This is a genomic window from Pseudomonas sp. NPDC090203 (assembly GCF_044746765.1).
Classification (GTDB): domain Bacteria; phylum Pseudomonadota; class Gammaproteobacteria; order Pseudomonadales; family Pseudomonadaceae; genus Aquipseudomonas; species Aquipseudomonas putida_AD.
Genome location: NZ_JBIVCV010000002.1, coordinates 129153 through 143848 on the forward strand (window position 1 = coordinate 129153; position 14696 = coordinate 143848).

The 14696-nt window shown below is 62.0% G+C and carries 15 protein-coding genes; 5 read left to right on the forward strand and 10 right to left on the reverse strand.

What is annotated here, in order from left to right:
• Positions 1 to 44 precede the first annotated feature (44 nt).
• The 5 genes from ACIPO9_RS03405 to ACIPO9_RS03425 all read right to left on the reverse strand — a co-directional run bounded on the left by ACIPO9_RS03405 (position 45) and on the right by ACIPO9_RS03425 (position 4647).
• Positions 45 to 425: a RidA family protein gene (locus ACIPO9_RS03405; protein ID WP_274133121.1), complete on the reverse strand. Its 381-nt coding sequence runs from the start codon at positions 423 to 425 to the stop codon at positions 45 to 47.
• A 24-nt stretch (positions 426 to 449) separates the two neighbouring features.
• Entirely contained in the window at positions 450 to 2558 is a 2109-nt protein-coding gene (spoT, locus tag ACIPO9_RS03410) for a bifunctional GTP diphosphokinase/guanosine-3',5'-bis pyrophosphate 3'-pyrophosphohydrolase (protein WP_400606167.1), read from the reverse strand.
• A gap of 60 nt (positions 2559 to 2618) precedes the next feature.
• On the reverse strand, positions 2619 to 2882 hold the full coding sequence (gene rpoZ / locus ACIPO9_RS03415) for a DNA-directed RNA polymerase subunit omega (RefSeq protein WP_400606164.1): 264 nt from the start codon (positions 2880 to 2882) through the stop codon (positions 2619 to 2621).
• Between the two features lie 267 nt (positions 2883 to 3149).
• The gene (gmk, locus tag ACIPO9_RS03420) at positions 3150 to 3770 is read right to left on the reverse strand and encodes a guanylate kinase (RefSeq protein WP_400606376.1); all 621 of its coding nucleotides are present in this window, start codon (positions 3768 to 3770) and stop codon (positions 3150 to 3152) included.
• Between the two features lie 13 nt (positions 3771 to 3783).
• Positions 3784 to 4647, reverse strand: coding sequence for a YicC/YloC family endoribonuclease (locus tag ACIPO9_RS03425; RefSeq protein WP_400606162.1), 864 nt, complete (start codon positions 4645 to 4647; stop codon positions 3784 to 3786).
• Between the two features lie 302 nt (positions 4648 to 4949).
• Between ACIPO9_RS03425 and rph the strand changes: the two genes are divergently transcribed.
• Together rph and ACIPO9_RS03435 are read left to right on the forward strand one after the other, a co-directional pair.
• Positions 4950 to 5672, forward strand: a complete 723-nt coding sequence (rph, locus tag ACIPO9_RS03430; RefSeq protein ID WP_274133117.1) for a ribonuclease PH — start codon at positions 4950 to 4952, stop codon at positions 5670 to 5672.
• Between the two features lie 36 nt (positions 5673 to 5708).
• Positions 5709 to 6077, forward strand: a complete 369-nt coding sequence (locus ACIPO9_RS03435) for a DUF4870 domain-containing protein (RefSeq protein WP_274133116.1) — start codon at positions 5709 to 5711, stop codon at positions 6075 to 6077.
• Positions 6078 to 6260: 183 nt separating this feature from the next.
• Here the strand turns inward: ACIPO9_RS03435 and ACIPO9_RS03440 are convergent, their stop codons facing one another.
• A complete protein-coding gene (locus ACIPO9_RS03440; RefSeq protein WP_274133115.1) occupies positions 6261 to 7040 on the reverse strand; it encodes an exodeoxyribonuclease III in 780 nt (259 codons plus the stop codon).
• A gap of 82 nt (positions 7041 to 7122) precedes the next feature.
• Here ACIPO9_RS03440 and pyrE point away from each other — a divergent pair, with 82 nt between their 5' ends.
• Entirely contained in the window at positions 7123 to 7764 is a 642-nt protein-coding gene (pyrE, locus tag ACIPO9_RS03445) for an orotate phosphoribosyltransferase (RefSeq protein WP_274133114.1), read from the forward strand.
• Positions 7765 to 7787: 23 nt separating this feature from the next.
• Positions 7788 to 8399: a DUF4124 domain-containing protein gene (locus ACIPO9_RS03450; RefSeq protein WP_400778897.1), complete on the forward strand. Its 612-nt coding sequence runs from the start codon at positions 7788 to 7790 to the stop codon at positions 8397 to 8399.
• A gap of 116 nt (positions 8400 to 8515) precedes the next feature.
• Here ACIPO9_RS03450 and argB read toward each other — a convergent pair whose 3' ends face one another.
• The 4 genes from argB to coaBC form a co-directional block, all read right to left on the reverse strand.
• Positions 8516 to 9421, reverse strand: coding sequence for an acetylglutamate kinase (gene argB, locus ACIPO9_RS03455; protein ID WP_400606153.1), 906 nt, complete (start codon positions 9419 to 9421; stop codon positions 8516 to 8518).
• Between the two features lie 25 nt (positions 9422 to 9446).
• Positions 9447 to 10844 (reverse strand): phosphomannomutase/phosphoglucomutase, encoded by a 1398-nt coding sequence (locus ACIPO9_RS03460; protein ID WP_274133132.1) that lies wholly within the window; start codon positions 10842 to 10844, stop codon positions 9447 to 9449.
• Between the two features lie 1302 nt (positions 10845 to 12146).
• On the reverse strand, positions 12147 to 12602 hold the full coding sequence (dut, locus tag ACIPO9_RS03465; protein ID WP_274133111.1) for a dUTP diphosphatase: 456 nt from the start codon (positions 12600 to 12602) through the stop codon (positions 12147 to 12149).
• 6 nt (positions 12603 to 12608) lie between these two features.
• On the reverse strand, positions 12609 to 13817 hold the full coding sequence (gene coaBC / locus ACIPO9_RS03470) for a bifunctional phosphopantothenoylcysteine decarboxylase/phosphopantothenate--cysteine ligase CoaBC (protein ID WP_400606149.1): 1209 nt from the start codon (positions 13815 to 13817) through the stop codon (positions 12609 to 12611).
• 133 nt (positions 13818 to 13950) lie between these two features.
• Here coaBC and radC point away from each other — a divergent pair, with 133 nt between their 5' ends.
• The gene (radC, locus tag ACIPO9_RS03475; RefSeq protein ID WP_274133109.1) at positions 13951 to 14625 is read left to right on the forward strand and encodes a DNA repair protein RadC; all 675 of its coding nucleotides are present in this window, start codon (positions 13951 to 13953) and stop codon (positions 14623 to 14625) included.
• Positions 14626 to 14696 lie beyond the last annotated feature (71 nt).

Sequence of the window (14696 nt, forward strand, 5' to 3'; positions counted from 1 at the left end):
TTTGCTCGGGGGTAGCGGAGCGTGGATGCGCTCCGCGAGGGGATTTACTCGAGGACCAGCACGGCGTCCATTTCAACCTGGGCGCCACGTGGCAGGGCAGCGACGCCGATTGCAGCGCGTGCCGGGTAAGGCTGTTCGAAGTATTTACCCATGATTTCGTTGACCTTGGCGAAGTGGCTCAGGTCGGTCAGGAAGATGTTCAGCTTGACGATGTCCTTGAACGAACCGCCAGCCGCTTCAGCCACGGCTTTCAGGTTCTCGAACACCTGGACGGTCTGGGCTTCGAAGCCTTCGACCAGTTCCATGGTCTTTGGGTCCAGAGGAATCTGGCCGGACATGTAGACAGTGTTGCCTGCCTTGATCGCCTGCGAGTAAGTGCCGATTGCGGCCGGGGCTTTGTCGCTGGAGATGACGGTCTTGCTCATGAAAAACTCCTGTTGGCGGTTTGGCTACGCGCGCATGCGGGTGATGCGTATCACGCCGGTCAGGGCGCGCAGTTTCTTGATCACGCGGGCCAGATGCACACGGTCGTGCACGCTGACCACCAGTTGAACCACGCTGATGCGGCCATCGCGCTCGTCCATGCTGATTTTTTCGATGTTGCCATCCGCTGCGTTGACGCTGCTGGCCAGCAGGGCAATGAGCCCGCGCTGGTGTTCCAGTTCGACGCGCAGCTCGACGTTGAATTCGCCGGTGACGTCCTTGGCCCAGGAAAGCTGGATGCATTTTTCCGGGTTGTGGCGGATTTCACTGATGTTGCGGCAGTTGTCCAGGTGCACGACCATGCCTTTGCCCGCCGAGAGATGGCCGACGATCGGGTCCCCCGGAATCGGTGTGCAGCACTTGGCGTAGCTGAGCACCAGGCCCTCGGTGCCGCGAATCGCCAGCGGTCCTTCGGCGCTTGGCAGCTCCTCGCCTTCGCTGGCCAGCAGCCGGCGCGCCACGACGTAGGCCATGCGGTTGCCCAGGCCGACGTCTTCGAGGAGATCTTCGATGACCTCGACCCGGTACTCGGCCAGGATCGCTTGCAGGCGTTCGCGCGGGATCTTGTCCAGGCTGCTGTCGAAGCCGTTGAGCACCTTGTTCAGCAGGCGTTCGCCCAGGCTGATGGACTCGGAGCGGCGCTGCAGCTTGAGGGCGTGACGGATATGGGTACGCGCCTTGCCGGTGACCACGAAATTGAGCCAGGCAGGGTTGGGTCGTGCGCCCGGCGCGCTGACGATCTCGACCGTCGAGCCGCTTTGCAGCGGTTCGGACAGCGGCGCCAGGCGGCGGTTGATCCGGCAGGCGATGCAGCTGTTGCCGACGTCGGTGTGCACCGCATAGGCGAAGTCCACCGCTGTGGAGCCCTTGGGCAGCTCCATGATCCGGCCCTTGGGTGTGAACACGTAGACCTCGTCCGGGAACAGGTCGATCTTCACGCTCTCGATGAATTCCAGCGAGTTCCCGGCGCGTTGCTGCATTTCCAGCACGCCCTTGACCCACTGGCGGGCGCGAGCGTGAGTGCCCTTGGGCTGCTCGTCGCCAGAGGACTTGTACAGCCAGTGCGCGGCAATCCCGTTGTTGGCCATCTCTTCCATTTCCCGGGTGCGAATCTGGATTTCGATGGGCACGCCGTGCATGCCGAACAGCGTGGTGTGCAACGACTGGTAGCCGTTGGCCTTGGGAATCGCGATGTAATCCTTGAAGCGGCCGGGCAGGGGTTTGTACAGATTGTGTACAGCGCCGAGCACGCGATAGCAGGTGTCGACCTTGTCGACGATGATCCGGAACGCATAGACGTCCATGATCTCGTTGAAGGCCCGACGCTTGCCGCGCATCTTCTTGTAGATGCCGTAGAGGTGTTTCTGCCGGCCGCTGACTTCGCCCTCGATGCCATCGACCGCCAGGCAGTGGCTCAGCGACTCTTCGATCTTGTTGACCAGTTCCTTGCGGTTGCCGCGGGCGCGCTTGACGGCCTGGCCAATGCGCGTGGAGCGCATCGGGTACATGGCCTTGAAACCCAGGTCTTCGAATTCGATACGCACGCTGTGCATGCCCAGGCGGTTGGCGATGGGCGCGTAGATTTCGAGGGTTTCCTTGGCAATGCGGCGGCGTTTCTCGCCCGACAGCACTTCCAGGGTGCGCATGTTGTGCAGGCGGTCGGCCAGCTTGACCAGGATCACGCGGATGTCGCGCGCCATGGCCATGGCCATCTTCTGGAAGTTCTCGGCCTGCGCCTCGGCCTTGGTCTCGAAGTTCATCTGGGTCAGTTTGCTGACCCCATCGACCAGTTCGGCCACGGTTTCGCCGAACTGCGCACACAGCGCTTCCTTGGCGATGCCGGTGTCTTCGATCACGTCATGCAGCATCGCGGCCATCAGGCTCTGATGGTCCATGTGCATGTCGGCAAGGATATTGGCCACCGCCAGCGGATGCGTGACGTAGGCTTCACCGCTGCGACGGCGTTGGCCGTCGTGGGCTTGTTCGGCGTAGAAGTACGCTCGGCGAACCAGGTTGACCTGGTCAGTGCCGAGGTAGGTCGAGAGGCGATCGGCGAGGGCGTCTATGCTCGGCAAGATAGGACTCCTTGCCGAGGGCTGTGACCCTGCGCCTTGCTACGTCGACCGGGCATAGGCTTAGACGGCCTCGTTGGACTCGTCCTCGAACGCTGCGAACAGTGGTTCATCTTCAACGATTTCGGCTTCTGCAATGACGGAGTAGTCCATCAGGCCTTCTGCGATTTCACGCAGGGCAACAACGGTAGGCTTGTCGTTTTCCCAGGCTACTTTAGGCTCTTTACCGCCGGTAGCCAGTTGACGCGAACGCTTGGTGGCGAGCATGACCAGCTCAAAGCGGTTATCTACATGTTCCAGGCAGTCTTCAACGGTCACGCGGGCCATGGGTATTCCTCGTAGCAAATGCGGTATGCGCGGTGCCCGGATGGGCGAGCGGACTCGGTAGTTTACAAGTGGACAGGCAAAAGCTTCAAGCGGCAAGCCACGAGCGGTCGGTTTTGACACGTTTTCAATGCTTTGCCCCACCCTGTAGGAGCGCGCTTGCCCGCGATGGCGTCAATCAATCCAACACAATCATTGCCTGACACACCGCCATCGCGGGCAAGCGCGCTCCTACAGGTTCGTGGTGTAAGCAGAACGGCAGTAGCGTGTTTATGCCAACAATTGTGTCAGCAGCTGGCTATGACGCTGCTGCTGGTGTTCCTGGCTCAGCAGGTTGGCGCGGAAAATCGCCTTGAGGTCTTCCAGCGCCGTGGCGAAATCGTCGTTGATGACGATGTAGTCGTACTCGACGTAGTGGCTCATCTCGCTCACGGCTTCGCGCATGCGGCCTTCGATGATCTCGTCGCTGTCCTGGCCACGGTTGGTCAGGCGCTGGCGCAGGGCCTGCTGGGTGGGTGGCAGGATGAAGATCGAGCGGGCGTGGGGCATCAGTTTGCGCACTTGCTCGGCGCCCTGCCAGTCGATTTCCAGAATCAGGTCGTGGCCTTCGTCCAGGGTCTGCTGCAGGCGGCTTTGCGAGGTGCCGTACAGGTTGCCGAAGACTTCGGCCTGCTCCAGGAAGTCACCGTGCTCGATCATCTGCACGAACTCGGCGCGATCGACGAAGTGGTAGTTCACACCGTCCACTTCACCCGGGCGCATGGCGCGAGTGGTGTGGGAAACGGAGACGCGGATCTGCGGCTGGGCATCGATCAGGGCTTTGACCAGGCTGGTCTTGCCCGCGCCCGAAGGGGCGGAAACGATATAAAGAGTGCCGGTGCTGTGGGTCATGTCGGAGGTGGCCTTACTCAATGTTCTGCACTTGTTCGCGCATCTGCTCGATCAACACCTTGAGGTTGACCGCAGCCTGGGTGCTACGAGGATCGAAGGCTTTGGAGCCCAGTGTGTTCGCTTCGCGGTTGAGTTCCTGCATCAGGAAGTCCAGCCGGCGCCCGGCCTGTCCGCCGGTCTTGAGCACCCGACGCACTTCCGTGACGTGGGTGTTCAGGCGGTCGAGTTCTTCGGCGACGTCGCTTTTCTGCGCCAGCAGTACCATTTCCTGTTCCAGGCGCTGCGGATCGAGTTCGGCCTTCATGTCGGCGAAGCGATCCAGCACCTTCTGGCGCTGGGTGGCGAGCATCTGCGGCACGAGGGTGCGCAGGGTAGCGACCTCGGTGCTTATGGACGTCAGCCGTTCGTCGAGAAGTTTGGCCAGGTCCGCACCTTCGCGGGCGCGACCGGCCTTGAGTTCGTCCAGCGCTTCGTTGAACAGCGCCAGGGCGTCATTGTTCAGCGCCTGCGGGTCGCTGGCGTCGCCGACCAGAACCCCCGGCCAGGCCAGGACTTCCAGCGGGTTCAGCGCAGCCGGCTGCTTGATGAGGCTGGCGATGGTCTCGGCTGCCGCCACCAACTGGCTTGCGCGTTCGCGATCCACCTGCAGCGGTTTGCCGGCACTTTCTTCGGTAAAGCGCAGGGTGCACTCGATCTTGCCCCGGGACAGGCCTTGGCGCAGCGCTTCGCGAACGGCGCCTTCCAGGTCGCGGAAAGCTTCGGGCAGGCGCAGGTGCGGTTCGAGATAACGATGGTTGACCGAGCGCAGTTCCCAGCTCAGCGTGCCTTGGGTGCCGGCTCGTTCGGCGCGGGCGAAGGCCGTCATGCTGTGCACCATGGCAATTACCTCTATAAAGTCAGGCGTTGGCGGTAGCCTGTTCGGGGCGGTGATCTGCCCGAATGAATGTCGTGCGAAAACGACAGGCTATAAAGGCGCAAGATTGTAGCGCAGAGCAGGTCGCGCGCCCAAATGTCCAAATGCCGCAACTGCCGTGGGAATTGGCCATCGGATGTGTGAGGCGTTCGGTTTTGTCGTTTCGCGAGCGTGCCAGCGGTCATCGACGGCTCATTAGATGCCCCAGCGTGAGCTTGCGCCTCTATAATGCACCCAAGTTTTCCGTCTCAGTACAGGTATCCCAGATGAAACGTCCAAGTGGTCGCGCTGCCGATCAGCTCCGCTCGATCCGCATCACCCGCAACTACACCAAACACGCCGAGGGGTCTGTGCTGGTCGAGTTCGGTGACACCAAGGTGATCTGCACCGTCAGCGTCGAAAACGGCGTGCCGCGCTTTCTCAAGGGTCAGGGCCAGGGCTGGTTGACTGCCGAATACGGCATGCTGCCCCGCGCAACGGGCGAGCGTAACCAGCGTGAAGCGAGCAAGGGCAAGCAGGGCGGCCGGACCCTGGAAATCCAGCGCCTGATCGGCCGTTCGCTGCGCGCAGCCCTGGACATGTCCAAGCTGGGCGACATTACGCTGTACGTTGATTGCGATGTGATCCAGGCCGACGGCGGTACTCGCACCGCTTCGATCACCGGTTCCATGGTGGCGCTGATCGATGCCCTCAAGACCATCAAGAAGCGCGGCGGCCTCAAAGCCGGCGACCCGCTCAAGCAGATGATCGCCGCCGTTTCGGTGGGCATGTATCAGGGCGAGCCAGTGCTGGACCTGGATTACCTGGAAGACTCCGCTGCCGAGACCGACCTGAACGTGGTGATGACCAGCACCGGCGGTTTCATCGAGGTGCAGGGCACCGCCGAAGGCGCGCCGTTCCAGCCGCAGGATCTCAATGCGATGCTGGCGCTGGCCCAGAAAGGCATGAACGAAATCTTCGAATTGCAGAAAGCCGCCCTGGCTGACTGATTCGGGTTTCACCACCATCTGAAAAGGGAATGTTCGATGATCGACAGCCAACCGCCGTTGCCAGTACCGAGCAAGGAAGTGCGTCAGTGGGCCATGTTGTGCCACTTTGCGGCGTTCTTCGGCCTGATCTTTCCGTTCGGCAACCTGCTGGGGCCGTTGATTGTCTGGCAGTTGAAGAAAGAGGCTGACCCTTTCATCGACGCCCAGGGCAAGGAAGCCCTCAACTTCCAGATCACCGTGGCGATCGCGGCGATGATCTGCTTTCTGCTGATGGTGATCGTCATCGGCTTCCCGCTGCTGATGCTGGTAGGCGTCGGCGCACTGGTGCTGACGATCATTGCCGGGATCAAGGCCAATGACGGCGTTGCCTATCGCTACCCGTTCACCTGGCGGCTGATCAAGTAACTCGCTGCCCGGCGCACCCGTAGCAGCACGGCTTGCCGGCGGGAGCGGTGTATCAGCAAAATATGCATCGCCTGACACGCCGCCCCCGCCGGCAAGCCGTGCTGCTACGGGGTTGGGGTGTTCTCGGGGTGCAGACAAGCAAAAGCCGACTTCACGTCGGCTTTTCTTTTGGTCAACTGAACGTCAGATGGTCAACGTCCAGTCGTAGTCCACGATCAGCGGCGCGTGTTGCGAGAAGCGCGGCTGGCGTGGCAGGCGTGCGCTGCGTACGAAACGGCGCAGGCCCGGGGTCAGCAGCTGATAATCGAAGCGCCAGCCCAGGTTGAGCATCTCGGCCTGTTCGTTATCCGGCCACCAGCTGTACTGGTCGCCTTCGCGGCTGACTTCGCGCAGGGCATCGACATAACCCATGTTGCCGACAATCTCGTCCATCCAGGCACGCTCTGGCGCCAGGAAGCCCGGGGATTGCTGGCTGTCGCGCCAGTTCTTGATGTCCAGCTTCTGCTGCGCCACATACAGCGAGCCACAATAGATGTACTCGCGACGTTTGCGCCGCTGCTTGTCCAGGTACTTGCCGAAGTCGTCCATGAGCTTGAACTTCTGGTTCAAGTCTTCATCGCCGTTCATCCCGGAAGGAAGCAGCAAAGTTGCAATACTGACTTTGTCGAAATCGGCCTGCAGGTAACGCCCGTAACGGTCGGCTGTTTCAAAGCCCAGACCGTTGATGACCGCTTTCGGCTGCAACCGCGAATAAAGTGCCACGCCACCCTGAGTGGGGACTTCGGCATCGCAGGCATAAAGGAAGTAACCGTCCAGTTGGTAGGCCGGGTCATCCAGTTCGAAGGCGGAGGCGCGGGTATCCTGAAGGCAGATGACGTCGGCATTCTGGGCTTGCAGCCAACTGAGCAAACCACGCTCGACTGCAGCCTGAATACCATTAACGTTCACACTGATGATCCGCATAAATGGCCCCAAAAATCACGTGCGTGTATGATACCCGAGCTCTACCTAATTAGCTAAATCCGTGGTATTCGGGGCTTTTTTCATGCATGCGTATCAGCGCGATTTCATTCGTTTTGCCATCGATCGTGGGGTTTTGCGCTTCGGTGAGTTCACTCTGAAGTCCGGACGGACCAGTCCTTACTTCTTCAATGCCGGTCTTTTCAACAGCGGTTCGGCACTTGCCCAACTGGGCAAGTTCTATGCGGCCGCCGTGGTTGAAAGCGGTATTTCCTTCGATGTCCTGTTCGGCCCGGCCTACAAGGGTATCCCCCTGGCGGCCACGACAGCCGTGGCTTTGGCCGACCGGCATGACATCGACACGCCCTGGTGCTTCAACCGCAAGGAAGCCAAGGACCACGGTGAAGGCGGCAGCCTGGTAGGCGCTGCGCTGGCGGGCAATGTGCTCATCATCGACGATGTGATCACCGCAGGCACCGCGATTCGCGAAGTCATGCAGATCATCAAGGCCCAGGGCGCCAATGCCGCTGGCGTGCTGATCGCGCTGAACCGTCAGGAGCGTGGCAACGGCGAGCTGTCGGCGATCCAGGAAGTCGAGCGTGACTTCGGTATTCCGGTGGTGAGCATCGTTTCGTTGAATCAGGTGCTGGAATTCCTGGCAGACGATCCGCAGCTCAAGCAGCATCTGCCAGCCGTTGAGGCGTACCGGGCTCAGTACGGAATCTGAGTCGTCAGAGGATCGGGATTTTTATGCTCAAGCCGGGCGCAGTAGGTCTTTCGTTGTTGCTGAGTGTCGGTTGCATCGCAGGCGTTCAAGCCGATGACAGCCCGGGCATCATGTTCTACCGGTACATCGACAGCCGTGGCGTGACCGTCATGGACCGTCAGGTGCCGGCGGAGTATTCCGGCAAGGGCTATGAGGTGCTCAACCAGCGCGGGCGGGTCATCCAGGTGGTGCCCCCTGCGCCGACCGCCGATGAAATGCGCGAGGCCCAGGCGGCTGCGCAGGCGGCCAAGGTCCAGGCCGATGCCGATGCGCAGTTGCTGCACTTGTACAGCAGCGTGGCGGACGTCGACCGTGCCCGCACGCGCAAGCTGGCGGAGCTCGATACGCTGATTTCCGTGGCCCAGGGCAATATCCAGAACCTGGCGACCCAGCAAGGGGTGTTGCAGGGGCAGGCGGCCGATCAGGAGCGAGCGGGGCGTCAGGTTCCGCAAAGCCTGATCGATCAGATGAGCGATGTGCGCGACCAGCAGCAGAATCTCAAAGGAGACATCCTGCGGTACCAGACCACGCGCAAGCAGGCTGACGCCGATTTCGCGCAGGACCGCGCGCGATTGCAGCAGTTGCTGACGCAGTAGGTTTTTCTGCTGCAAACATCTCCCGTAGCAGCACGGCTTGCCGGCGGGGGCGATCTCAAGGACGCCCCCGCCGGCAAGCCGTGCTGCTACGAGTGATTCGCCCGTCTAGAGATCGATCAGGCGCGCTTGCGGTTGCTGATGAGGGTGCCGACGCCGGTGTCGGTGAAGATTTCCAGCAGCACGGCGTTCGGTACGCGGCCATCGACGATGTGCGAGGTGGTCACGCCGCCCTGCACGGCCTCAAGGGCGCAGCGGATCTTGGGCAGCATGCCGCCATAGATGGTGCCGTCGGCGATCAGGCCGTTGACCTGCTCGGTGGTCAGGCCGGTCAATACTTTCCCTTCCTTGTCCATCAGGCCCGCGATGTTGGTCAGCAGCATCAGCTTTTCGGCTTTCAGCGCTTCGGCCACCTTGCCCGCGACCAGGTCGGCGTTGATGTTGTAGGACTCGCCATTGGCGCCCACGCCAATCGGCGCGATCACCGGGATGAAGTCACCCTTGACCAGCATGTTCAGCAGATCGGTGTTGATGCCCACGACTTCGCCAACGTGGCCGATGTCGATGATTTCCGGCTTGGTCATGTCCGGGGTCTGGCGGGTCACGTTCATCTTTTTCGCGCGGATCAGTTGCGCGTCTTTACCGGTCAGGCCGATGGCGCTGCCACCGTGACGGTTGATGAGGTTGACGATGTCCTTGTTGACCTGGCCACCCAGCACCATTTCCACCACGTCCATGGTCTGGGCATCGGTGACGCGCATGCCGTCGATGAAGTGACTCTCGATGGACAGGCGCTTGAGCAGGTCGCCGATCTGCGGGCCGCCACCGTGAACCACGACCGGGTTGATGCCCACGGCCTTCATCAGCACGATGTCGCGCGCAAAGCCGGTTTTCAGCTCCTCGCTCTCCATGGCGTTGCCGCCGTACTTGATCACCAGCGTCTTGCCGACGAAGCGTCGGATGTAAGGCAGCGCTTCGGAAAGGACCTTGGCGGCGTTGGCTGCGGCATCACGTTCGAGGGTCATTTGGGCTCCACTGAAGAAAATTTGATCAAAAAGGAAGTTCTAGGTCCGGTGCTACGTTGTTCAACTGGGTGCGGAACACGTCCTTGATCCGTTGCAGTTCGGCCTCGGTCTCGGCTTCGAAGCGTAATACCAGCACCGGGGTGGTATTGGAAGCCCGAACCAGGCCCCAGCCTTTCGGATAATCGACGCGTACGCCGTCGATGCTCGTCAGGTTGGCGTTGCCCCACTGCGCATCACGCTCCAGCGCCTGGATGATGCTGAATTTGCTGGTCTCGGTAACCTTGACGTTGATCTCCGGTGTAGACAGATCGTTCGGGAAGGTCTGGAACAGCTCTTCAGCGCTGAGTTTTTCCTGGCTGAGTATTTCCAGCAGGCGCGCAGCGCTGTAGATACCGTCGTCGAAACCGAACCAGCGTTCCTTGAAGAAGATGTGGCCGCTCATCTCGCCAGCCAGCAGCGCGCCGCTTTCCTTCATCTTCTTCTTGATTAACGAATGACCGGTTTTCCACATCACCGGACGCCCGCCGTACTCCTGGATCAACGGAATCAGGCGCCGTGTGCATTTGACGTCGAAAATGACGTCGGCACCCGGATTGCGCTTGACCACATCGCGGGCGAACAGCATCAACAGGCGGTCAGGGTATACGACGCTGCCCGCGTTGGTGACGACACCTACGCGGTCGCCATCGCCGTCGAATGCCAGGCCCACGTCGGCGCCGGTTTCCTTGACCTTGGCGATCAGGTCCTGGAGGTTTTCCAGTTTGCCCGGGTCCGGATGGTGGTTGGGGAAGCTGCCGTCGACCTCGCAGAACAGCGGGATGACTTCACAATTGAGGGCTTCGAGCAGTTGGGGCGCGATGACCCCGGCTGCGCCATTGCCGCAATCCACCACCACTTTCATGCGCCGCGCCAGCACCACATCGTTGATGATCTGGCCTTTGTACAGGTCAAGAATATCGACTTTGCTGACGCTGCCCTTGGCCGGCGGCAGGTTGTTGCGCTTGATGCGGTCGTGCAGCGCCTGGATCTGCTCGTTGGCCAGAGTGTCGCCCGCGATCACGATCTTGAAGCCGTTGTAGTCCTTGGGGTTGTGACTGCCGGTGAGCATCACGCCGGTGCGGCCGGCCAGCACGTTGGCGGCGTAGTACAGCGCGGGCGTCGGCACCAGGCCGATATCGCTGACGTGGCAGCCGCTGTCGTACAGGCCTTTGATCAGTTGGGCCACCAGTTCCGGGCCGGAAAGGCGACCGTCGCGGCCGACGCTGACGTTGGGTTCGCCCTGTGCCTGGGTCTGGGCACCGATGGCGCGGCCGATCCAGTAGGCGGTTTCGCCGCTGAGGGTTTCGCCGACGATGCCGCGAATGTCATAGGCGCGGAAGATGGTGTCCGGAAATGCAGGTGCGATGGAAACGGTGCTGCTCATTGCGTGGGATTGCTCCGACTCCAGAAACTGCGACTCGTCGATGACATCGAGATCGAGAATGTCTGTGTCCTGAAACAGTGGATCGGTCAGCTCGCTGTCATCGGTATCCTGCGACGTAAAGACAGCCTTGCTGCCTGGCGAGCTGGACGGGGTCGCGGCAGAACCGTTGCTGGCGACGACCGGGGTCGGCGGGGTGCGCAACGAGATCCGCGCCATGCTCTGCGCCAGGCTGTTCAGGGCCGGCAGGCTGAGGCTGAAGGCTTTGACGGCTTTGCCGCCCGAGAGTTCTTCAAGCAATTGTTCCAGCTGCCGGGCGTCGGCCTTGACCCGGCGCTTGAGCGCGCTTTCGTTCAGGTACAGACCCAACAGCACGCTGCCAATGGCCACCAGCGCCGCCAGGAGCAACATCAGCGAGGGCGGTGAAGACACCAGGGCGGGGCCGGGGGCGAACGTCAGCTTCCAGTTGGGGAAGCCGGTGGCGAATTCGATCGGGCGGCCGCCATCGGTTTGCCCGCGGGTCAGGAAGCTCTGGGCGGCTGCATCGCCAAACTGCTGGCTCAGCACGATCTGGCCGACGTCGGCGGGTGCCTCTGGCAGGGCGTTGGTCAGCCGTTGCAGTTTGAAACCCAGCAGCAGGGTGCCGGTGACGGGCGCATCGGCGGAAGTGCGCACCGGTGCGACGCTGTAGACCACCCAGTTGTCGCCCACCTTGCGGGCTTCGGGGGTGGGCGTCTCGCCTTTGGCGGCCTTGGCGAGCATGTCCAGGGTCGCAAAGCTGATCGGCAGGGCGCCCTGATTGTCGACGGTGTTGAAGCCGATGGGGTTCACGCGCGCGCCGATGACGCTGTCACGGTGGGCAAGTTGACTCTGGACGGCTTCGATCCGCGCCGGGTCGTTGCTTTGCAGGGCTTCACCCAATGCAGGGTCCTGCGCGGCAGCCTGGGTGCCGGCGTTGATCTGGCGCAGGGCCTTGCCGATGGCGCCGGCTTGAGCGGTGCCCCAGGCCTGGGCCAACTGGTCCTGTTGCTGGGGCTGGCTCATCAGGCCGAGCCAGACCAGGACCCCGGCGGCCACTATGCCGATGAGCGAAGGGAGAAGGCCCGGGCTTGCCAGGCTCAGGTTGGCGTCCTTGACCGTTGCATCAGTCGTTTCCTGGCCTGCGGCCGCTTTGGCTGTGCGTTTGATGCCTTTCAAACTCGACTCTCCCTGCTCGGTCTTACGGGTGCGGATGAGGTGTTCTGCATCCTGCCAGGCCCGCTCAGGGCTTCATCGGCAGGCCTGCCAGTGAATTGTGCCGCACGATCAATGGCTGCCGGAATGTCCGAAACCGCCTGCGCCACGCTGGCTTTCGTCGAATTCCTGAACCACTTCGAAGTGCGCCTGAACCACGGGCACCAGTACCAGCTGTGCGATGCGCTCGCCGATGGAGATCTTGAACGCGGTCTGGCCACGGTTCCAGCAGGAGACCATCAACTCGCCCTGGTAATCGGAGTCGATCAGGCCGACGAGGTTGCCCAGCACGATGCCGTGCTTATGGCCCAGGCCCGAACGCGGCAGGATCAGCGCGGCCAGGCTCGGGTCTGCGATGTAGATCGACAGGCCGGTCGGGATCAGCAGGGTCTGGCCGGGCTCAAGCACCGTGTCCTCTTTGAGCATGGCGCGCAGGTCCAGGCCGGCCGAGCCTGTGGTGGCGTAGGCCGGAAGCGGGAATTCGCCGCCAATGCGTGGGTCGAGGATCTTGGCTTGTAGAGCGTGCATACGTGATTAAACCTGTTTCATACGGTCAGCGATAAAAGTCACCAGCTGGCGGGCAATCTTGCCCTTGCTGGTCTGTGCGAAAAGCGTTTCGTGCAATGCCCGGTCGATCACGCTGCAGGCGTTCTCTTCGCTGTTGAAGCCAATGCTTGGGTTGGCGACGTCATTGGCGATGATCAGATCAAGGTTCTTGTCCTTGAGCTTGCGCGCGGCGTAGTCGAGCAGGTTCTCGGTTTCGGCGGCGAAACCGACACTGAAGGGGCGGTCCTCACGCTGGGCGATGGTCGCCAGAATGTCCGGGTTGCGAACCATCTGCAGCAGCAAGCCATCTCCCTTCGTAGGGTCTTTCTTCAATTTTTGTGGGGCGACGACTTCCGGGCGGTAGTCAGCGACTGCGGCAGACGCGATGAACAGATCGCAGGGCATGGCGGCTTCGCAGGCGGCGAGCATGTCGCGGGCGCTGACCACGTCGATGCGCGTCACCCGGTCCGGGGTCTGCAGGTTCACGGGGCCGGTGATGAGCGTGACCCGTGCACCGGCTTCCACGGCAGCTTCGGCCAGGGCGAAGCCCATTTTCCCGGAGCTGTGGTTTGTGATGTAGCGCACCGGGTCGATGTTTTCCTGGGTCGGGCCGGCGGTGATCAGTACGTGTTTGCCGGTCAGCGTCAGGCGCTCGAAGCAATCGGCGGCCAGTTGCGCAAGGTCGTTGGGTTCGAGCATGCGGCCGTAACCCACGTCGCCACAGGCCTGGCTGCCACTGGCAGGGCCGAAGATGCGGAAGTTGCGGGATTCCAGAGTCGCAAGGTTGGCCTGCACGGACGGGTCGCGCCACATGGCCTGGTTCATGGCCGGCGCGACCGCGACGATAGCGTCGGTGGCCAACACCACGGTGGTCAGCAGGTCATTGGCGATGCCCTGGGCCAGGCGCGCCATCAGGTCGGCAGTGCCCGGGGCTATCAGCACGAGGTCGGCCCACTTGGCCAGTTCAATGTGGCCCATCGCGGCTTCTGCCGCCGGGTCCAGCAGATCGAGGTGAACCGGGTGGCCGGACAGCGCCTGCATGGTCAGTGGGGTGATGAACTCGGCGCCGCCACGGGTCATGACCACGCGTACTTCGGCGCCGTGGTCGCGCAATCGACGCACCAGCTCTGCACTTTTATAAGCCGCGATGCCACCGCCGACGCCAAGAACGATTCGTTTGCGATACAGCCGCTGCATAGGCCTGCCTTTTGGTCGAGTTTACACGCGGCAAACAAGTCGCCTCCCAAGGCCCGGCTGCCGCGTAAAAAAGATGGCTAAGATAGCACAGCGACCGCACGGGAACAGCGGCGCCCACAGTCAGGGAGGTGCTATGAGTATTCGCGATTGGCCAGCCGCCGAAAGGCCCCGGGAGAAGTTGCTCGAACGAGGGGCTGCGAGCCTTTCCGATGCCGAGCTGTTGGCTATCTTCCTGCGCACGGGTGTGTCGGGGAAGAGCGCCGTGGACCTGGCCCGGCATCTTCTGAGCCGGTTCGGCAGCCTGCGGGCGCTGCTCGATGCCAATCTGGCCGCGTTCAGCAGCGAAATGGGCCTGGGCCCGGCCAAGTTTGCGCAATTGCAGGCCGTCATGGAAATCGCCCGGCGCAATATGGGCGAGGACCTCAGGCGCGGCTCGGTGATGGGTAGCCCGACACAGGTGCGCAGCTACCTGAAGGCCTTGCTGCGGCACGAGCCTCACGAGGTGTTCGGGTGTCTGTTCCTGGACAGCAAGAACCGCGTGCAGGCGTTCGAAGCGCTGTTTCAGGGCTCGATCAACATGGCCCATGTGCATGCCCGGCAGGTGGTCAAGCGGGCGCTGGCGCACAACTGCGCGGCGGTAATCCTCTGCCACAACCATCCGTCCGGCGTGTGCGAGGCCAGCCAGGCGGATATCGACCTGACGCAAAGCCTGAAGAAAGCGTTGGCGATGGTGGATGTCGTGGTGATCGACCATGTGATCATCGGCGACGGTGATCCGTTGTCGATGGTGGAGCATGGGTTGATGTAGGCCTTGATGCCTGTAGGAGCGCGCTTGCCCGCGACGGCGGTGTGCCTGAGACGAATCCGTCGACTGACACA

What these genes read in the sequence shown, in the direction of transcription:
- rph (WP_274133117.1), top strand. Translation starts at nt 4,950, where the DNA reads ATGAAACGTCCAAGTGGTCGCGCTGCCGATCAGCTCCGCTCGATCCGC.
- rpoZ (WP_400606164.1), bottom strand. Translation starts at nt 2,882, where the DNA reads ATGGCCCGCGTGACCGTTGAAGACTGCCTGGAACATGTAGATAACCGC.
- coaBC (WP_400606149.1), bottom strand. Translation starts at nt 13,817, where the DNA reads ATGCAGCGGCTGTATCGCAAACGAATCGTTCTTGGCGTCGGCGGTGGC.
- gmk (WP_400606376.1), bottom strand. Translation starts at nt 3,770, where the DNA reads ATGACCCACAGCACCGGCACTCTTTATATCGTTTCCGCCCCTTCGGGC.
- ACIPO9_RS03435 (WP_274133116.1), top strand. Translation starts at nt 5,709, where the DNA reads ATGATCGACAGCCAACCGCCGTTGCCAGTACCGAGCAAGGAAGTGCGT.
- ACIPO9_RS03460 (WP_274133132.1), bottom strand. Translation starts at nt 10,844, where the DNA reads ATGAGCAGCACCGTTTCCATCGCACCTGCATTTCCGGACACCATCTTC.
- ACIPO9_RS03450 (WP_400778897.1), top strand. Translation starts at nt 7,788, where the DNA reads ATGCTCAAGCCGGGCGCAGTAGGTCTTTCGTTGTTGCTGAGTGTCGGT.
- ACIPO9_RS03440 (WP_274133115.1), bottom strand. Translation starts at nt 7,040, where the DNA reads ATGCGGATCATCAGTGTGAACGTTAATGGTATTCAGGCTGCAGTCGAG.
- argB (WP_400606153.1), bottom strand. Translation starts at nt 9,421, where the DNA reads ATGACCCTCGAACGTGATGCCGCAGCCAACGCCGCCAAGGTCCTTTCC.
- pyrE (WP_274133114.1), top strand. Translation starts at nt 7,123, where the DNA reads ATGCATGCGTATCAGCGCGATTTCATTCGTTTTGCCATCGATCGTGGG.
- dut (WP_274133111.1), bottom strand. Translation starts at nt 12,602, where the DNA reads ATGCACGCTCTACAAGCCAAGATCCTCGACCCACGCATTGGCGGCGAA.
- ACIPO9_RS03405 (WP_274133121.1), bottom strand. Translation starts at nt 425, where the DNA reads ATGAGCAAGACCGTCATCTCCAGCGACAAAGCCCCGGCCGCAATCGGC.
- ACIPO9_RS03425 (WP_400606162.1), bottom strand. Translation starts at nt 4,647, where the DNA reads ATGGTGCACAGCATGACGGCCTTCGCCCGCGCCGAACGAGCCGGCACC.
- radC (WP_274133109.1), top strand. Translation starts at nt 13,951, where the DNA reads ATGAGTATTCGCGATTGGCCAGCCGCCGAAAGGCCCCGGGAGAAGTTG.